Source organism: Achromobacter sp. 413638 (assembly GCF_043119405.1).
GTDB lineage: Bacteria > Pseudomonadota > Gammaproteobacteria > Burkholderiales > Burkholderiaceae_B > Achromobacter.
Window position 1 is genome coordinate 13398 of sequence record NZ_JBICCO010000086.1, and the last position, 16328, is coordinate 29725.

25 protein-coding genes are annotated in these 16328 nt (G+C 64.4%); 11 read left to right on the plus strand and 14 right to left on the minus strand.

All coding sequences use genetic code 11. From position 1 onward, the window contains the following. Positions 1–34: 34 nt before the first annotated feature. The 14 genes from ACEU5R_RS26165 to ACEU5R_RS26230 form a co-directional block, all read right to left on the minus strand. Positions 35–1138 carry a phage protease gene (locus tag ACEU5R_RS26165; RefSeq protein ID WP_082405995.1) on the minus strand — a complete coding sequence of 368 codons (1104 nt, stop codon included), beginning with the start codon at positions 1136–1138 and terminating at the stop codon, positions 35–37. A gap of 114 nt (positions 1139–1252) precedes the next feature. Next, positions 1253–2527: a phage minor head protein gene (locus tag ACEU5R_RS26170; RefSeq protein WP_392412647.1), complete on the minus strand. Its 1275-nt coding sequence runs from the start codon at positions 2525–2527 to the stop codon at positions 1253–1255. Between the two features lies 1 nt (position 2528). Beyond that, positions 2529–4148 carry a DUF935 domain-containing protein gene (locus ACEU5R_RS26175; RefSeq protein WP_392412649.1) on the minus strand — a complete coding sequence of 540 codons (1620 nt, stop codon included), beginning with the start codon at positions 4146–4148 and terminating at the stop codon, positions 2529–2531. Between the two features lie 20 nt (positions 4149–4168). Continuing rightward, on the minus strand, positions 4169–5971 hold the full coding sequence (locus tag ACEU5R_RS26180) for a hypothetical protein (protein ID WP_392412651.1): 1803 nt from the start codon (positions 5969–5971) through the stop codon (positions 4169–4171). Beyond that, the gene (locus ACEU5R_RS26185) at positions 5971–6249 is read right to left on the minus strand and encodes a hypothetical protein (protein WP_392412652.1); all 279 of its coding nucleotides are present in this window, start codon (positions 6247–6249) and stop codon (positions 5971–5973) included. The genes ACEU5R_RS26180 and ACEU5R_RS26185 overlap by 1 nt, the downstream gene beginning before the upstream one ends. Further along, positions 6246–6824 carry a DUF3486 family protein gene (locus ACEU5R_RS26190; protein ID WP_033454020.1) on the minus strand — a complete coding sequence of 193 codons (579 nt, stop codon included), beginning with the start codon at positions 6822–6824 and terminating at the stop codon, positions 6246–6248. Before ACEU5R_RS26190 ends, ACEU5R_RS26185 begins: the two co-directional genes overlap by 4 nt. 3 nt (positions 6825–6827) lie before the next feature. Next, positions 6828–7136 carry a hypothetical protein gene (locus ACEU5R_RS26195; protein ID WP_054485814.1) on the minus strand — a complete coding sequence of 103 codons (309 nt, stop codon included), beginning with the start codon at positions 7134–7136 and terminating at the stop codon, positions 6828–6830. Further along, entirely contained in the window at positions 7126–7518 is a 393-nt protein-coding gene (locus ACEU5R_RS26200) for a hypothetical protein (protein ID WP_175143030.1), read from the minus strand. The genes ACEU5R_RS26195 and ACEU5R_RS26200 overlap by 11 nt, the downstream gene beginning before the upstream one ends. Then, on the minus strand, positions 7515–7646 hold the full coding sequence (locus ACEU5R_RS26205; RefSeq protein ID WP_272909338.1) for a hypothetical protein: 132 nt from the start codon (positions 7644–7646) through the stop codon (positions 7515–7517). The genes ACEU5R_RS26200 and ACEU5R_RS26205 overlap by 4 nt, the downstream gene beginning before the upstream one ends. Next, on the minus strand, positions 7630–8064 hold the full coding sequence (locus ACEU5R_RS26210) for a hypothetical protein (RefSeq protein ID WP_392412655.1): 435 nt from the start codon (positions 8062–8064) through the stop codon (positions 7630–7632). The genes ACEU5R_RS26205 and ACEU5R_RS26210 overlap by 17 nt, the downstream gene beginning before the upstream one ends. Then, positions 8061–8693: a transglycosylase SLT domain-containing protein gene (locus ACEU5R_RS26215; protein WP_392412657.1), complete on the minus strand. Its 633-nt coding sequence runs from the start codon at positions 8691–8693 to the stop codon at positions 8061–8063. Before ACEU5R_RS26215 ends, ACEU5R_RS26210 begins: the two co-directional genes overlap by 4 nt. Then, complete coding sequence (locus ACEU5R_RS26220; RefSeq protein WP_053497729.1) at positions 8693–9064, minus strand: putative holin; 372 nt, start codon at positions 9062–9064, stop codon at positions 8693–8695. The genes ACEU5R_RS26215 and ACEU5R_RS26220 overlap by 1 nt, the downstream gene beginning before the upstream one ends. 100 nt (positions 9065–9164) lie before the next feature. Then, a complete protein-coding gene (locus ACEU5R_RS26225; RefSeq protein WP_392412659.1) occupies positions 9165–9533 on the minus strand; it encodes a hypothetical protein in 369 nt (122 codons plus the stop codon). A 166-nt stretch (positions 9534–9699) separates the two neighbouring features. After that, the gene (locus ACEU5R_RS26230; protein WP_240294238.1) at positions 9700–10071 is read right to left on the minus strand and encodes a helix-turn-helix transcriptional regulator; all 372 of its coding nucleotides are present in this window, start codon (positions 10069–10071) and stop codon (positions 9700–9702) included. A 162-nt stretch (positions 10072–10233) separates the two neighbouring features. On the opposite strand from ACEU5R_RS26230, the gene ACEU5R_RS26235 reads away from it, so the two are divergent. From ACEU5R_RS26235 to ACEU5R_RS26285, 11 genes are read left to right on the plus strand one after another with little or no spacing between them, the layout of a single operon-like run. Beyond that, on the plus strand, positions 10234–10485 hold the full coding sequence (locus ACEU5R_RS26235) for a helix-turn-helix domain-containing protein (RefSeq protein ID WP_240294237.1): 252 nt from the start codon (positions 10234–10236) through the stop codon (positions 10483–10485). Then, positions 10482–10688 carry a hypothetical protein gene (locus tag ACEU5R_RS26240; protein WP_392412661.1) on the plus strand — a complete coding sequence of 69 codons (207 nt, stop codon included), beginning with the start codon at positions 10482–10484 and terminating at the stop codon, positions 10686–10688. Before ACEU5R_RS26235 ends, ACEU5R_RS26240 begins: the two co-directional genes overlap by 4 nt. Further along, positions 10685–10990 carry a helix-turn-helix domain-containing protein gene (locus tag ACEU5R_RS26245; protein ID WP_392412663.1) on the plus strand — a complete coding sequence of 102 codons (306 nt, stop codon included), beginning with the start codon at positions 10685–10687 and terminating at the stop codon, positions 10988–10990. Before ACEU5R_RS26240 ends, ACEU5R_RS26245 begins: the two co-directional genes overlap by 4 nt. Positions 10991–11016: 26 nt before the next feature. After that, the gene (locus ACEU5R_RS26250) at positions 11017–11217 is read left to right on the plus strand and encodes a hypothetical protein (protein ID WP_392412665.1); all 201 of its coding nucleotides are present in this window, start codon (positions 11017–11019) and stop codon (positions 11215–11217) included. A 5-nt stretch (positions 11218–11222) separates the two neighbouring features. Next, on the plus strand, positions 11223–12104 hold the full coding sequence (locus ACEU5R_RS26255; protein WP_392412667.1) for a DUF3102 domain-containing protein: 882 nt from the start codon (positions 11223–11225) through the stop codon (positions 12102–12104). A gap of 10 nt (positions 12105–12114) precedes the next feature. Beyond that, the gene (locus tag ACEU5R_RS26260) at positions 12115–13920 is read left to right on the plus strand and encodes an integrase (protein WP_392412669.1); all 1806 of its coding nucleotides are present in this window, start codon (positions 12115–12117) and stop codon (positions 13918–13920) included. 9 nt (positions 13921–13929) lie between these two features. After that, positions 13930–15120, plus strand: coding sequence for an ExeA family protein (locus ACEU5R_RS26265; protein ID WP_392412670.1), 1191 nt, complete (start codon positions 13930–13932; stop codon positions 15118–15120). Further along, positions 15111–15413 carry a hypothetical protein gene (locus ACEU5R_RS26270; protein WP_392412671.1) on the plus strand — a complete coding sequence of 101 codons (303 nt, stop codon included), beginning with the start codon at positions 15111–15113 and terminating at the stop codon, positions 15411–15413. Before ACEU5R_RS26265 ends, ACEU5R_RS26270 begins: the two co-directional genes overlap by 10 nt. Continuing rightward, a complete protein-coding gene (locus ACEU5R_RS26275; RefSeq protein WP_392412673.1) occupies positions 15403–15684 on the plus strand; it encodes a hypothetical protein in 282 nt (93 codons plus the stop codon). The genes ACEU5R_RS26270 and ACEU5R_RS26275 overlap by 11 nt, the downstream gene beginning before the upstream one ends. Before the next feature lies 1 nt (position 15685). Continuing rightward, positions 15686–16060 (plus strand): hypothetical protein, encoded by a 375-nt coding sequence (locus ACEU5R_RS26280; protein ID WP_392412674.1) that lies wholly within the window; start codon positions 15686–15688, stop codon positions 16058–16060. Continuing rightward, a complete protein-coding gene (locus ACEU5R_RS26285; RefSeq protein ID WP_392412676.1) occupies positions 16057–16245 on the plus strand; it encodes a hypothetical protein in 189 nt (62 codons plus the stop codon). The genes ACEU5R_RS26280 and ACEU5R_RS26285 overlap by 4 nt, the downstream gene beginning before the upstream one ends. The last annotated feature ends 83 nt before the right edge of the window (positions 16246–16328 follow it).

Genomic DNA, 16328 nt, shown 5'->3' on the forward strand with positions numbered 1-16328 from the left:
TGTCCTGAAGGTGAGAAGCGGGGAAAAGCGGCGATCAGCCGTTGGCCAGGCCTTGGGCTTGCTTGCCTGCCTTGAACTGCTCGGGGGTCAGCCCCATGGCAGCGCAGACGGCGATCTCGGCCTGGCTCAGCTCGCCCGCATCCTGACCCGGCTGCTTGCCATCGGTCTGGCGTTTGCCGGCCAGGACCGGGTTGGCGGGCGTGGCGGCAACCAGTGCCTTGAGCTGCGCCAGGTCGGCCTTGCCGATGTCGCGCCAGGTCTTCTCGACGACGTCGCTGGCCACCTTGCCCTCGGCCTTGGCCTGATTGATGACCTGGTCGATCTCGACCTGGGCATTCTGCGCACGCAGGGTCGCCAGCTCGGTGTTCAGGGATGCAACGGCCTCCACCGACACGAACTTGGTCGGGTCGGGCGGCGTCGACTTGAGCGTCGCGATCTGGGCGTTCAGGCCAGCGATCTGGCCGGCTTGCGCGGCCTGGGACTTCAGGGCGGCCAGGGCGGACACGCCCTGTTCGGTGGTGGCGGTCTCGGGCAGGCCGAGGCCTTCGAGCAGGGCTTTGAGCAGAGGGTTCATGTCGTCCTCGGAGGTGGGGGGAAGGAATTGGCGCGCAAGCTGCGCGCTGAGTGCGGCCAGCTGAGCGCTGGTCAATCCGTCCAGGGCCGGACGGTTGGTGAGCGCAGCGCCAACAATGGCCAGCACATCACCGGTTTCGGGGTGATAGAGGAAAGTGGCGCTCTGGTAGCGGTACTCGTCGTCATCCAGCATTTGCTTGGCGCGCGCCGTCCACCGCACGTCCTGAGCGAAGAGCCCCTCGCCAGGACGGAAAACGAACTTGGCGCCGGCCATCCAGCCAGCCGCCGGTGCGGGTTGGCCGTTCTTGGCGGCCTGTTGCGTCTGGTGTTCGTAGTCGATCGGCAGATCGTTGACGCTCGCACGCGCCAGGGCGATGACCTTCTCCGCGATCTGCGCGTTCATGCGGTAGGTGCCAGACTTGGGCATCTCGCGCGCATCCTCGGCCGCCTGCGGCTTGAATTCGCCATCAGGCAGCAGATGCAGCTCTGGGACGGCGCCATCGTCGCCCGTGCGCTTGATCTGCACGGCGAACGCGGCAAGGAGTGGAGTGGTGGATTTAGGCATGGGCGCCAGTCTGACGCCATGCCTTGGAACGCTCTATTAAACGGGTTTACCGCGTTTTCAGGTATGCACCTGGTGCGGCCGACGCAGCTGCTGCTGCGCGCACGCCGCCGCCACCTATTGCAACTTGGAGAGACCGGTGCGGTCAAACGATGCGGGGTCGATCACTTCCATGGAGACCACGCCATTGCCCCCGGCAGTGCCGCGCGCTTTGCCGGTGAGGTCCACGACGACCTTCACCACGCGCTGCGAATCGGAGGGGGAAGTGCACAGCAGCACCGCGTGGTCGCCGTCCAGCCACGCCTCACCGACCTGGCGCAATAGCGTTGGCAGCTGCGTGACGAGCGCGGCGCCAGCGTCGGCGGCCTGGGCGGGCGCGCGTTGACCCTGACCCAGCACGTTGCGCAGCCTGGTCATGTCGACATGAATCGTGCCGCGGGCGTCCGCGCCGCGCAACTGGCCAGCCTCCCGCAATGCGTCGACCTGGTCACTGGAGAATGCGCCGACCACGCGCCGCTGACCGACCGCACGGCGTTCGCCGCGGGTGTAGCGTCCAACGAAGTCATCGAACTCGGCCTGCACCAACGGCGCCCATAGGTCGGCGCCGTCGGCCAACATGCGCGCCGCAGTGCGTGGCTCGGCCGCATCGGCCTTGTCCATCAGCGCCCGGGCAAGGCTTTCGCGCCGCAGGCCTGGCGGATAGTTGAAGGCCGGATGCACGCCCACCGGCACATCCAGGGTTTCGCCGGTGCGGGTGTTCGTGTATTCGACATACCGCTCAGGCGGCGCTTCGCTGACCTGCAGCCCCATCTGGCTCACCTGGCGCGCGGTCAGCTGCAGCACCCCGCATTTGCAGCCCCATTCCTTGACCGGCATGTGCGACCGCCACCAGGGATCGTCTGCACGCATAATCCGGCCTGCAAAGGCAGCGTGCGACAAGCGAGGATGCTCGCTCGAGCTGCGCAAGTACTGCAGGTAAGGAAACAGCTCGATATTGCGCTCGATCCGCTCGGACTGCCCCTCGGAATACGCGGTGGCCACGTTGGTGTCAAAGATCTTGCGCAGTCTGGCGTCGCTGCCAAGCTGCGCATTGACCGTCTCGCCGGTGACCGGATCGACCATCTCGCGCTTGCCCCACCAGCCCTTGTCCTGCAGCTGCGGGCCGAGCGTGCGCCGGAAGTCCTGAAACGTCGTGCCCTCGGCGATCGCGCGGTCGGTGGCGCCGCGGATGTCCTTCAGCACATCCAGGCGCATCGCCTTGGCCACCGTGAAGGCGGCGGCGTGTTCCTGCGCAGGCATGTCCTGCCAGGAGAACGCCATCCGGTAGCCCTTCTGACGAAAGAACTCGACAGCCTCTCGCGGTGGCAGCGGTTCCAGCTCGATGGCGGCCATGTCAGGTGCGTCCGCCGTTGGTCAGGTTGCCCCAGAGGCGGGCTGCCAGCGTGCCGCGGCTGAGCAGGTCCGCCAGCGCCGTGGCGTCCATTGCGGCCAGGCGCTGCTCGACGGCCACCTGGAAGTCCTCGAATGACGTGCTGCTGTCCAGGGCTTCCTGGATCGCTTTCTGGACCGGGTCAGGCTTTCCCTGCCACTCATCGAGCATGGCTTCGACCAGGCTGTCGATCGTGTCGGCCGCCGTGTTGGTCGGATCGCCCGGAGTTGCCTTCAACCGCGCCAACTGCGCAGGAGCGAATTGGCGCCGGCCCATCGCAGCCAACCCCGCTAGCCCGCCGGCTTCGTCGCCATTTCCAAACGACGGCGCAATCGGCTGCAGGATCGGATCCTTCTCCTCGGCCATCGGGATCTTGAGCTTGCTGTGCGCCCAGTCCGTTTTGATCCGCATGCCCATGTTCACCAGCTTGGGAAGCGAATCGGAGAGCAGCTTGATGTCCTCGGGCTGCTGCGTGTCGAGCACCAGGCGCGGGCACCGGTGCAGCGATGTGCGGCCCCGGTTGACCGCAAGGATCGGGTACACCAGCTGGCGAGTCAGGGTGGTAGCGAGCTGGCGAGCGTCGGATTTCTTCAGGTCGTGGCGCAGTTCGTTGTGCACCTTTCCCAGGGCCTGCGTGCCGTGCTCGCCCTCGCCGCTGGTGAGCGTGCCCCCCAGCACCGCCTTGCTGGTGCTGCGCTCCATCAGGCCGATCATGCTGTCAAACGGCGTGGACTCGCCCTTGGCGGCCTCTTTGAACTCGATCTTCATGCCCTCGGGCACGATGGCCGCGGCATCGTGCCCGATGCCGATCACCGCGCGCAAGAGCGTCGCGCGCGCCTTGTCGTCCGAGGTGTTGGGGTTGTACGTGCCCAGGCGCAGCGGCAGTCCGTAGATCTCCAGGAATTCGGCCAGGTCGCGCACGGCAAAGTTCTTGAACAGCCACGGCCAGGCGAGCACGCGGAAAAGGCCGGTGCGGGCGATGTAGCCGCTGCGCGAGCGGTGCGTGTGCATGATCCAGCCAAACGGCCAGAGCGATTCCCCATCAGCGCTGTTGTCGCGCAGGCGCAGTTCGTTGCGATCCAGTCCTGGGGAGATCGGAGTGCGAAACCACCCTTGAGGGCGAAACGTTGCCGTGACCGGCATGCGCGTCTTCTCGATCGTGTCCCATCCGAGTTCAATCGGTGAAAAGCCATGGCCGACCGCATCGGTCATGTCAAAAAGGATGTCCTCCATCTCCAGGCCCTGCAGCACCTCGGTCACGAAAGCCGCTTCGTCCTGCTCCGCATTGGTGGCATTCGCAGGCGGCTCGATCGACCAGTCGAGCTGGCTGACCGTCAGGCGGCGCGTCTGCACGACGCTGAAGAGGTGCGCGTCCTTTTCCTCCATGTCCGCAAACATCTCGTGCTGCGCCGTGATATCGCCCGTCTCGGCCTGCTGCAGGATCTGCGCCAACTTGGGCGGCGTGAGCCCGCGCGTGGGGTGATTCTCCCATTCGGATTGCAGATGCCCCAGCCGAGCCGTCTGCGGCTCCTCCAGGTGCGTGTTGGTGATCGGGCGGCCGAATTGATCAACGATTTGAGCCATGAATCTCTCTCTTTCGGGTCTCAGCCCAGACTTGCGACGGTTCCCTGGTCAGCCGAAGCCCCAAAGAGCCGTTTGCAGGCGTTTATAAAGGCACTCAGACGCGCAGCCGGGGTCAGCGTAGCCACCCACCCCAAAAAACGCCCCAAAACGCCGGAAATTTGAAGTGCCTCGCGCCATGCACCGTCGCCTGCCCGCGGGGTGTCGTCATCGATCTCGCCAGGCAGCGCATCCCAGCGGCTCGTTTGCCGTGGCACCGCCGTGTAGTCGATGGGCGCGGAAAGATTCATCGAGGCGAACCACAGCAGCGCGAGCATCACCGCCGAGTCGCCGTGCCGGGTCAGCTCGGGATCCTTCAGATCCTTGCGCCGCAGCTTCACAACCATCGGTATTCCCTCGACGTCCTCGATCGCACGAAGGTCGGCCGCCACGTTCGCATCGCGCGGCAAGTCGATCATCCCGTCTTCGAACCCCTGGATCAGCTTGGGCATCCAGGTCCCGTACCAGGCCCGGTTCAGCTTGATCTGGTGGACGTGGTCGTGTCCAAACTTGTCGGCCGTGTACTCGGCCAAGGTTTCGCCCGAGCCAGTCGCGTCCATGGCGCCGCCGCAGCGACGCGGCAGCTTCTCGATGATGTGCCAGATGACCTGCTCTTGCTGACGGGTCGGAACCTTGTGCATTTCGACGACGAACACCACACGCCGGCGCAGGTTCGGCTCGATCTGACCAACGCCGAAGACCGAGAAGTCGCGGTGGCGTGCGAAGTCCTGGGCGAAAAGGCTTTGCAGTTTCGGGTCGACCAGAGTCAGGGCTGGCTCGACCTCGCGCCGGATCCAGTCCTCCACAAAAGACCGGCGCTCGGCTTCGCTCTTGCGCACGAAGTCATCGTCGAGCGCCAGGCGCACCACCGGCCGCTCTTCGCTCATGGCGTTTTCAATCCAGACGCCAGGCAGGCTGACGCCGCTGCCGTCGCGTGGGATGGCATCAAGCTCCTCGCGCATGGCGGCCTTGCGCACACCATAGGCGTTGCGGATCTTGCTGTACCACTCCCTCTTGCCCTCGGCCGTGGGCGGTGTTCCCTTCATGAAGCACACGCGTTCGTACAAGCCGTTGGTGACCGCATCGTCGAACGTGACCGTCACAACGGCCGCATCTTCACCATAGCGCCCGGCCTCGATGTCGCGGCACAGCTGAGCGAACGGGTTGTTCTTGCCGTTGTGGGAACTGATGATCGTGATCTGGCCACCCCAGATCAGGAGCGCGGTGGCCGCCTCCAGCACGCCCTGCACATCCGGGTGGAAGGCTGCCTCGTCGATAACGACATGGCCCTGCAGGCCGCGGATGTTCGCCGGTCGGCTGGACAGGGCGCACACCTGAAAGCCGCTGGCGAACCGAATGCGATACGCGGTGATGTGCTTGGTCTTGCCACCTTCGTCCTGGTCTTCGAAGAGGAACTCTTCGACACCGGTGACGCCCTCGCCCTGGGCACGCGCGATCACTCGTGCGAACTTGGCGCAATAGCCGATCGCCTCCAGGCCCTTCTCTTTGGTGTCGCCGATGTAGTAGACGTTGTCGCCGCCGGCGGACTTGCGCGCCGCGGCCACCAGCGTCTTGTTCAGCATCGTGCCGAAGGTGATGCCCGTGCGCCGGCCCTTCGGAATGGCGATGATCGACGCCTTGAGCGCAGCGACCTGGCGCTGGTGCAGCATCAAGATGCCATCGGCCAGCGGGTTGAAGTTGTCGGAAATCGCGCGCACGCTGGCCGGCAAGTCGTCCCATTCCAGGACACGCAGGGTAGAGGCCAGGGCTTTGATGACGGCGGCCATCAGCGATCACCACCAGGCGGAGGCATGATCGGGCCCGTCACCATCAGCGGAACCTGGATGTCCCGGCCGGGCGCGACTATTGCTGCGACCTGGACGAGCGCGCCGAACAGAGCGCTGGCCAGGCTCAGCACCCACTCGGGGATGCCGTTGCGCTCGGCTACCAGCGGTGCCTCGCCTTCGAGGTCGCCGAGGTACACGGGCACGACGCCGCAGAACCAACCGTAGTGCGTGAAGCGCGTGCCGAGCTCGGTGCTCGGGATGCGGGAAAGGATGCTCATGGTGCGTTGATTCCCAAGAAGTCGCGACGCCAGAAGTCGACCTGGTCGGCGCTCATACCCTGGGCCTTGGCGACTTCCTGCAGCTTTGCGTCTTGCTGCGCGAGCAGCGCACGCCGTGCCCGCTCTTCTGCCTCGGCCTGGAACTTCTTCAGGTTGACCGAGCTTCGCGCCAGCGTGGCGATGTTCTTGGCGGCCTTGCTCAGCAGCTCCACCCGCTTGCCGGAGTCGGTCTCTTCGTCGGCTTCCTGCAGTTCGATGATGGCTTCGAAGAGCTCGGTTTGCACGAGGGCAGTCAACGCTTCGCTGCGGGCGTCGATCTCGTCACCCGCATGTGCGCGAATCAGCTTGGCCGCTTCGGTGCTGGCCCTGATAGCCGCAAGGCGACGCTCCAGCTTCTGGCCGTAGCGCCCGATGGCACTGCGGCTGGGGAGCGACCCGGCATTGGCCTCGGCCGGAAAGCGCTCGCGCAGATCCTCGATCAGACTATCGAGCGTATGGCAACCGGTGGCCAGCTGCGCCTCGATATAGGTCTTGATCTCTGCCGGCAGGCGGTGAATGCTGCTTTTGCCAGCCATGATTCACCAGTACTTCACGGGCCGAGCAATGCCAGGCTCACAGTCGATCGTGTATTCGGCGACGTCCGTGCCGTACCGCGTGAGATCGGCGAACCACTTGCCGTCGGGGCGCTTCTCCAGCCTGACCAGGTCGCGGTCCGACAGGTAGTCGAGCTCGCGGCGCAGTTCCAAGGGCGTGGCATCCGGATACTCGGATTGCGCCACCGACAGAATCGGGCCTTCGAAGGCGCCGATCGGACGTGCGTTGTTCAGAGTCAACAGGATCAGCCAGCGCAGCGATTCGCGGCGCGAGCGGGCCAGGTCAATTTGCATTTTGTTTTCCATCCAGTACTCCCCGCAGCTGCAGGTTTTCGATCTTTACGGCCAACCCATCCAGCTTGGCCTCAACAACGCTCTGGCCGCGGATGTAGTCCTCGCGGCGCACATACTGCAAGGCCATGTCACGCTGCATCTGCAGGAACTCGCGTTCGACACGCTGCCACTCGCCGGCTTCCAGCTTGGCCGACTCCTCGAGTTTGTCCAGGCGATGCTGGACCTGCTCGTGGTTGGCCGAACGCGCATCTTCCTGCGCACGGAAGCGCAGATCGATGTGGCGCAGCATCTGCGTGAGCAACAGCCTTCCAGCGCCTGCGCAGGCCCCAAAAAATCCCAGCAGCAGCGTGATGAGTTGCCAAACTTCCAATTCGATCTTCACCGATCCTTCCCCGGCTTGTTGATGTAGTCCACGGTGTCCACGTGCTTGCCTGCGCAGGTGCCGTACAGGCCGTACATCGCCTCCAAAGCGACGGCGGCCGCGGCGTCCGAATCATCGATCGGGCGCACGACCGGCGGGCACCGCGCGGCCAGTTCCGCTGGCAGCAAGACCGCCGGCCGCCAGGGCATCGGCTCGGTCTGCCGCGGCGCCGAGGATCCGCATGCTGTCAGCATCGAAACGGCACTGCACAGCGCCAGCCGGCCGAGATTTCGCAATCGCATTTTTGAGCTCCGTATTCGAGGTCTTGTTCTGCTGCTCCAGGCCGGTCATTGCTGTGCGCAGTTCCTTGTTCATCGCCGTGCTGCCCACGACGTCGGCGCGCAACGCGTCCAGCCCCTCGGCAAGCGATTCGACCTGGCGGGCGTCGTGCGCAGCTTGTGTTTCGAGAGCGCCACGCTCGTGGCCGTTGGCCTCGCCGCGCCAGTAGCCCAGACCGGCGGCGAGCGCGCCTAGCGCGATCGCCCAGCCCACGATGTTCAGATTCACGGGCATACGCCTGGCCCCCAGGATGCGGCGACATAGGTCGGTTGGTGGTGGTGGATGATGCGGTCGGGATAGGCCCGGTTCTCGCGCCAGTTGGCCGCCGATCGGCCAGCATTGACCGTCTCGACCGATCCCCACCAGGTGAGCGGATCGAGCCCCGAACCCGATGCTCTTTTCTGGTCACGCGAGATCCAGCCCAGCCCGCCGTTGTAGGCCGACAATGTCATCGCCATGCGCTCGCAGTCGTCACGGGCGAGGATGCGGTCGTAGAGGTAGCGGTCGTAGGTCACCAGGGCGCGCAGGGCCCAGGACGGATTGAAAGGGGCATGCGGAGCCAGCGCGGGATATAGCCCCGCGATCCAGCTGGAAGTGGCCGGCATGAACTGGGCCATGCCTTGCGCTCCTACGGCGGAGACAGCGCCTGGGCGCCAGGCGCTTTCCTGATGGACCTGCGCGGCGAAGGTCGCGATCGGTGCGCCCATGCCCCACACGACACGGGCGTTGCGCACGAGCTCCGAACGGTACTGCTGGGCTGCACGTGGTACATCGGCCGCCGGCGCCGGCAGCGCCGTGCAACTGGCCACGAGCAGGACGACCAGGTGTCGGCCGAAGCGGAGGAGCTGCAGGCCCATCACAGCCCCAGCGCGACAGCCAGAATGACCGCGGCGGCGATCGCCGTACGGCGGATCGTGGCCACCATGAAGGGGATCTCGTAGCCGTCGGCGATCGGGTGGTCAACGCGGTGCGAGCCGATGCATGCGCCGCAGCGCCAATCACGCACCAGATAGCCGTCAGGCCGTGCATAGGGGAACAGTGCGCGGTCGATCCAATAGGAGCCGACGGCCGCCAGGCTAATCAAGCTCAGCTTATAGATGGCGACGGGGACTTGCTGGGGGGACACGATGCCGATTACGACGATCAGCAACGCGGCGACGATGAGCCAAGTGGTCAGGCGCGGCAGGCGGCGACGCAGGGGAACAGTGGGGTATACGGTACGGACCAAGGCAGCACTCCAGAGCAAGAAAAAGGGCGGCGAGCAGAATGAACCTGCATCGTGCCGCCCTCTTGCCTGAAGCGCTATTAAATGGATTTACTGCGACGCGCTACTGCTGCGGCGTGTCGATGCGCTTCAGCAGGAGCTCAGCCTTTATCTGTGCGATGGAAAGCAATCCCGGAGGCAGCTTCCCGCAATAGGTGTTGTAGTTGCTCATGTCAGTGTCGTCGGCCTGTTCCGTGGTCAAGATGACCATCCTCCATGCGCATGCCAATACCGGATTTTTCTTTTGATTGGAGAACTGATCCGAGTATCCGAAGGCGAGATTCCGCTGCGCTTGGTAGTCGCCAGCGAGAGCCTTCTGTTTGAGAGCCACCAAGTTATCAGCAGCGTGAGCAGGAGTGAAGGGCTGCATCAGTGCCGCGGCCAATGCGGCCGCTACATTGATTCGATATCGTTTCTTGAAGATGTATGCCACCACCAGATTCCTCCCTATTCGAGCAAGGTGACCCTGACATTGTTGGTTGTGTCGTTTTTTAAAACGAATATCACCAGCATTGGAGACTCAATGCTAATGCGTGGTTTGTGATTCGTGATAGATCCAGTATCCGTGGCCGTCTGATTGATGGTGATACTGCGTTGGCTCACTTCTTATCTCCCATGCTCAGCTTGAATTTCTTGTTTATCACCTTTCCGCCGCTGACATGCTGATTGACGCTGCGGGTGCTCTGCGCCACGTCACCGCCTCGATGCGCCATCGCAGCAGCGGTGCGTCGAATAACAGCTTGATCAGCTACTGAACAAGCGTCGTAGTCCGCAACCAGCGCTCGGTGTTCTGGGGCGATTGGCGCTGGCGGAGCAAACGAGCGGGAACCTGTCAGCACATATAGGACGTCCACGCCGGCGCGCGCGATAGCTTCCAAATAGCTCGCATCTGGTGAGCGTTCCCCCTTTTCGTACTTAAGCTGCGCCTGCTTCTGGACGCCACCAGCCGAACCAAGCTCAGCTTGGTTCATACCCAGTCGTTGCCGCTCCTCGCGCAATCGCTCTCCCAAATTACTCAATTGGGTATCCTCAAAACGACTTGACAAGTACGCAAATGCGTACCATCATTCACCCTCAAGAACCTACCCGGTTCCCGACCCTTAAAACCACACCCCGCGAGGATAGCAGACGCCATGCATCGTGAAATGATCAAGGCCGAGATCCGCATGAAAGGCACCACGCCCACTGCGCTGGCCGCCAAGCTGAAGGTCACCCCCAATACCGTCTTCGAAGTCATCGCTGGCCGCACCCGGTCGGCGCGCATCGAACGAGCCATCTCCACTCTGATCGGTAAACCCGTCTCCGCGATTTGGCCGGACCACGCCCAAGCAAAGGGCATCAATCGTCGTCTGAAGCCCGCCGCATCGCGCAGGGTGGCGGCATGAGCACGATCAAGGTCACGCTCACGCGCACATACCGCAATGAACCGCTGGCGGTGCTCGACGGCGGCCCCTTCGTCATCGTTGAGCGCACGCCTGAACAATTGCGTGCCCTCGCCGCCGCGCTGGAAGCAGTTGCCATGGCCGCTGAAAAACGTCCCTGCACGGTTCGCCACTGGCTTCCAGGCCGCATGGAGGTTCAGGCATGAGCAAGGAAACCATCAACAGCGCACAACGCGTCTTGCGTGTCATGAAGGCTCTGCGCGGCCGGCGCCTGAATGGCATCTCCAACCAGGAACTGGCCGCGTTGACGGGCGAATCCCCCACGAACGTCACGCGCGCGCTTGCCACGCTGATGGCCGAGGACTTCGCGGTGAAGTTCGACAACGGTCTGTACGCACCTGGCATCGCGTTGCTGCAGATCGCCCAGGCCCATGCCGAAGAGTGCGCTCGGATGACGGCCCGCATCGCCGAAACCAACCAGCGCATCGCCGCCGGGACCCAGCTGTGACCCAGGCCCCGCCTGTCGATCACCACATGACCGTCGATATCTATATCGCGGGCAGGTCGGAGTATCGCGTGCGCGTTAACCGCATCCCGACGGCGGAAGCCGGCGTGGCCTTTGCGGCGGCCCGCAGTGTGCTCCTCGAACTGCTCAAGCATGTCGATCAGCCGCACGCTTTGCGTATGGAGCTGGTCGACGTCCAACCCATTCACGAATCCCCGACAAAAGGATAGTCACCGTGGCCCGTCCGAAGAATTCCCCCGCCGCCGCGTCTGACACCGCCAAGCCCGCCGCCGACGTCGAGGCTGCGCTGGTTCTGGCTGCCGAGCGCTCGGCCTTGGTCCTCAAGCAGTTCGGTGACGGCTTGCCGTTTGACCTGCCGCGCTACGAACACGTCATCCGCACCCACCTGGCGCGTAGCGCCGATGAAATGCTCGCGGCCGGCCGTGCGCTGCTGGTGGTGCGCGAGCATGTGCCCCATGGCGAGTGGACTGAAGCCCTGGGCCGTCTTGGTCTGGACGACTCCGTCGCACGCCGCATGACGCAGGCCGCCCTGAAGTTCTCAAACCGTGCGACGTCGCACGATTTGGTTGCCGCTGCCGGTAATAAATCGAAACTCTTTGAGCTTCTCGTTCTTGACGACGAGGAGGTCGCTGAACTGAACGATGGCGGCACGGTCGCGGGCATCACGCTCGACGATGTCGCCGCCATGTCCGTGTCGGACCTTCGCAAGACGCTGCGCGAAGCACGCGCCGAAGCCGAGGCCAATGACAAGCTGCTCGCGGAGAAAAACGACCAGATCGACACGCTCAAGAAGGAGCGCGACGCCGCTACCCGGCGCATCAAGGCGGAAAAGCCCGACGAACAGCTGGTGGGCCTGCACACCGAAGTCGAAGCCGAACTGGTCGGCCTGGAGGCTTCCATCGGAGGCAAGCTCCGCGAAGGCCTGGAGAAGCTGTGCGAGGCGTATGTCGCGCACGGTCAGGGCGATGCGCAACGCACGCGCCTCATCGCCGCCAGCCTGCGCGCCATCCAGCAACAGATCGGCGATCTCTTTACCGAGTTCAGCTTGCCCCAGGACGACGGCGATGCGATGCCGGCCTGGGCCCAGGACGAGTAAGGAGGCGACGATGGGAGCCCCCGCCAATGCTGTCATCGCGGAAGAGCTGGCCGACGTTGCCCGTGCCTGGCGCGTTGCGCCGCACGGGCGTAAGGGCGAGATCCTGGCCGGCGCTGCTGCGCGGCTGCAGATGTCACAGGCCAGGCTGTACCGCCTGCTCGGCGACCTGGTCACCAAACCGACACGCAAGCGCCGGTCAGACGCCGGCAAGACGGCGCTGCCCGTGCAGGAGGCGCAGATGATCGCGGCCGTGCTGCTCGAACACATGCGCAAGAACGGCAAGATGCTCAAGAGCGTGGAGGCCGCGGTGGAGGTGCTGCGCGCCAACAACATGATCGAAGCGCTGCGCATCAACCCGGCGACGGGCGAAGTTTCTCCCCTGTCGATCTCCACCATCCGTAAGGCGCTGCGCAACTATCGACTGCACCCGGAGCAGTTGCTTGCACCGGCGCCGGCGATGAGCCTGCGCAGCCTGCACCCGAACCATGTATGGCAGATCGACGCCTCGCGTTGCGTCCTGTTTTATCTGCCGCGCGCGTCGAAGGGTGACAACGGTCTGCGCATCATGGACCACACCGACTTCTACAAGAACAAGCCGGCCAACGTCATCAAGGTCATCAACGAGTCGCTGTGGCGCTACGTGGTGACCGACCACACCAGCGGCTGGAACTATTCCACGTACGTGACGGGCGGTGAGAACGCCACCAACCTGGTCGACGTGCTCATCGACGCCATGCATCGCCGAGAGGGTGAGGCCATGTTCGGCGTTCCGCTCATGGTGATGCTCGACCCGGGATCGGCCAACACCAGCGCCATCTTCAAGAACCTGTGCAAGGCGTTGCGGATCCACGTCCAGATCAACAAGCCAAAGAACCCGCGCGCGAAGGGCCAGGTCGAAAAGGGTCAGGATCTCACTGAGCGCGATTTCGAATCCACCCTGCGACTGCTGCCAGCAGACAAGGTCGACAGCCTGGAGAAGATCAATGCGCTGGTGGCACGCTGGCGCCGCTACTTCAACGGCACCCGGATCCACACGCGCACGGGGCGCACCCGCGACTCCGCATGGCTGCACATCACGCCCGAACAGTTGATTACCCCGCCGGCTGCGGAGCTGCTGCGGTCACTCGCGCTCAGCGCGCCCGAATCGCGTGTGGTTTCCACCCACCTGCGCATCAGCTACCGCGGTTCCGACTACGACGTGTCGTCGGTGCCTGGCGTTTGCGTTGGCGAGAAGTTGCTGGTCTGCGAGAACCCCTGGGCCCAGGACACCGTCCAGGTCGTCATGAGCGACGACGAGGGCCACGAGGCCTACCAAGTCGTGCAGCGCGTTACCTACGACCAATTCGGGATGGTCGCCGATGCGCCCGTGATCGGGAAGAGCTATGCCCGTCACGCCGACACGCCCGCGCAGACCAACGCCAAGGTTCTGGAACTGATGGCCACGGGGACCTCCACCGAGACCGAAGCCAAGGCGGCGCGCAAGGCGGGCACCGTCGCCTTCGGTGGGCAGATCGACCCCTTCGCCCACATCGATCAGGCGCTGGAGCATGTACCCGCCACCATGCCGCGTCGCGGCCGCGATCACGACCTGGTCGCGCCGACAGTGCAACTGCCCCCGTTGTCGCACATCCAGGCCGCCAAGCAGCTCAAGCAGCTGTTCGCCGACTGGTCCCCCGATTACTACGCCCGCCTGCAGGCCCTGTATCCGGACGGCGTCCCGGCTGACGCCATTGACGCGGCTGCTCAAGCGCTGCGCGCAGCCATGGCGCCTGCCCCCACCCAATCCCCGATCGTGCAGATCGTGCGCGCCGCATAGGAAGGATCAATGAAACAAGTTCTGAAACTCAAGCAGATCATGACCGACCTCGCACTGTCGCAGAGCCAGTTGGCGGCCCACGTCAGCTTGAGCCCGGCCACGATCGCCCAGCTGATCAACCATTCCTACTGGCCCCGTGCGGCCAAGCAGTGCGGGCTGCGCGACAACATCACCGAATTTTTGAAGCGCAACGGCGCGACCGAGGAACAGATCGCCGTCGCCTTTGAAAAAGAAACGCCACCGCAGGTCAGTGCGGTGGCGCCCGAACAACAGCATTCCCCCGTGAATGAGGACGAACACATGTCAATTCGCAAGCAGATTCTACACCCTCAGACCCTGCGCCATTTCAAGCTGCCGGGCAACCCCTTCGATGAAGTCAACAGCGCCGACGAGTTCTACGCGAACGAGCAGCTGCGCTACACGCGCGCCCAGCTGCTGGATGCCTGCAAACGCGGCGGCTTCGTCGCCGTGGTGGGCGAGTCGGGCTCGGGCAAGACCACGCTGCGTCGCGACCTGCAGGAGCGCGTGCAGCGTGCGGACATGCCGATCCAGATCATCCGCCCCTACGTGGTGGGCATGGAGTCCGATGACGTCAAGGGCAAGACGCTCAAGGCGGGCGCGATCCTGGACGCGATCATGGCGACGATCGCGCCGCACGAGCCCTTGCGGTCCAGCAGCGATGCCCGGTACCGCCAGCTGGAGAATCGCCTCAAGGAGAGTCACCGCACGGGCACGCGCCACGTGGTTCTCATCGAAGAGGCACATGCCATGCCCAAGGCCACGCTGCGCCACCTGAAGCGCTTCGTCGAGCTCGAGGACGGGTTCTCGCGCCTCTTGAGCGTCATCCTGCTCGGGCAGAACGAGCTCGCCGAAAAGCTCGACCCCCGCGACCCGTCGGTACGCGAAGTGGTCCAGCGCTGCGAGATTATCACGCTGCCGCCGCTGGGCGAGCACCTGGAGGACTACCTGCGGTTCCGGCTCAAGCGGTTCGGTGTGGACCTCGCCAAGATCGTGACCGCCGATGGCCTGCAGGCGCTGCGCGAGCGCTTGTCGCCGCCGGTGCCGCGCGGGCACACCGAGCGCTCGTTCCTGTATCCCCTGGCGGTGCACAACCTGCTCACCGCCGCCATGAATCTGGCCGCCGAGAACGGCGCTCCGGCGGTGAGTGCCGACATCGTCATGGAGACGAAATGGAACTGATCGACAACACCACGGCGCCGCGGATATTTACGCCGACGCGCATCGAGAAAATGGCAGCGGCCAACGCGGCTGCACGCTCCCTGCGATCGCTGGGCCTGCGCGTGATCGACGAAGATCTTTTTCCGAAGGATCAGGGAGCGCCCATCTTGCTGGTCGATTTGGGCACCATGCCCGCCGAGTACCTGCGTGGCCTGTGCGATGTTTCCACGCGCCAGGCCGACGGCCACATCACCGCCCAGTTCCAAGGCGTGCGCCTGGCCATCTGGCAAGACGAGGTGCGCCATGACGGTTGAATTCATGGCAGGCCCGCCCTTGGCTAACCCGGCGGCATTTGACTCGATCGATCAACTGCGCCACGCGCTGCACGGTGCCAACAAGGACCTGGTCAACCTGTTCTTCGAGCACTGCTCGTTGCGCAAGTCCTTCGCCGAGCTGGGCCAGCTGCTCTCGGACATCATGAGCGCTCAGCTGGGCAATGACGATGAGGCGCTGCGCAAGCACATCGCCACGGCAGTCCAGCGCACTCGGTTCGCGCTGACCGACAAGCCGGCGACGAGGCACTGACATGGCTCGCGCTCGCGCCTTGATGGTCTTTCAGGTTGCGGTGGCAGGGATGCGGCTGCGCGTACGGTTGCTGCCGACTGTGGCCGATGTGGACGCGGAGTATCGCGGAGGCCGCAGGCGCAGCGATCGCAAGGTCGTTCACGGCTATTTCCAGGCGGCAGCGCCGGGTGCCCGCGTGATCGGCACGGTCGCGGTGCCACTCTCGGGCAGCAACTTGCGCGAGATCGTGCCGCACGAGGTGTCCCATGCCGTCATCCACCATCTGCAGGGCGTGAGCGCACGTGACGATGAGGCCGCTGCCAGCGCCATCGGGCTGTTGTGCGCGGCCATTTTTTCCAGGATCGAGGCGTTCGCCGCCTTTCAGGAGACCCCATGAGCAAATCTGACGATGTCGCCGTTGTGGCGCTCATCCGTATCAAGACCGTGTTGCGCCGCCACCACGCGCCAGCCAGCACGGTCAGCAAGCACGACGCCATCGTGCAGATCTCGGCCATCGTGGACGAGGCCTCGGCCGAGATCGCCGACTCCATCGCCTCGCCCAACATGAAGGAAGCATCATGACCAGCACCACTACCAACCGCCCCGACGTTCCGCCGGGCTTCCGGCTCAAGGCGGACGGCTCGTACGTCCCCGAAGCCCTGGTG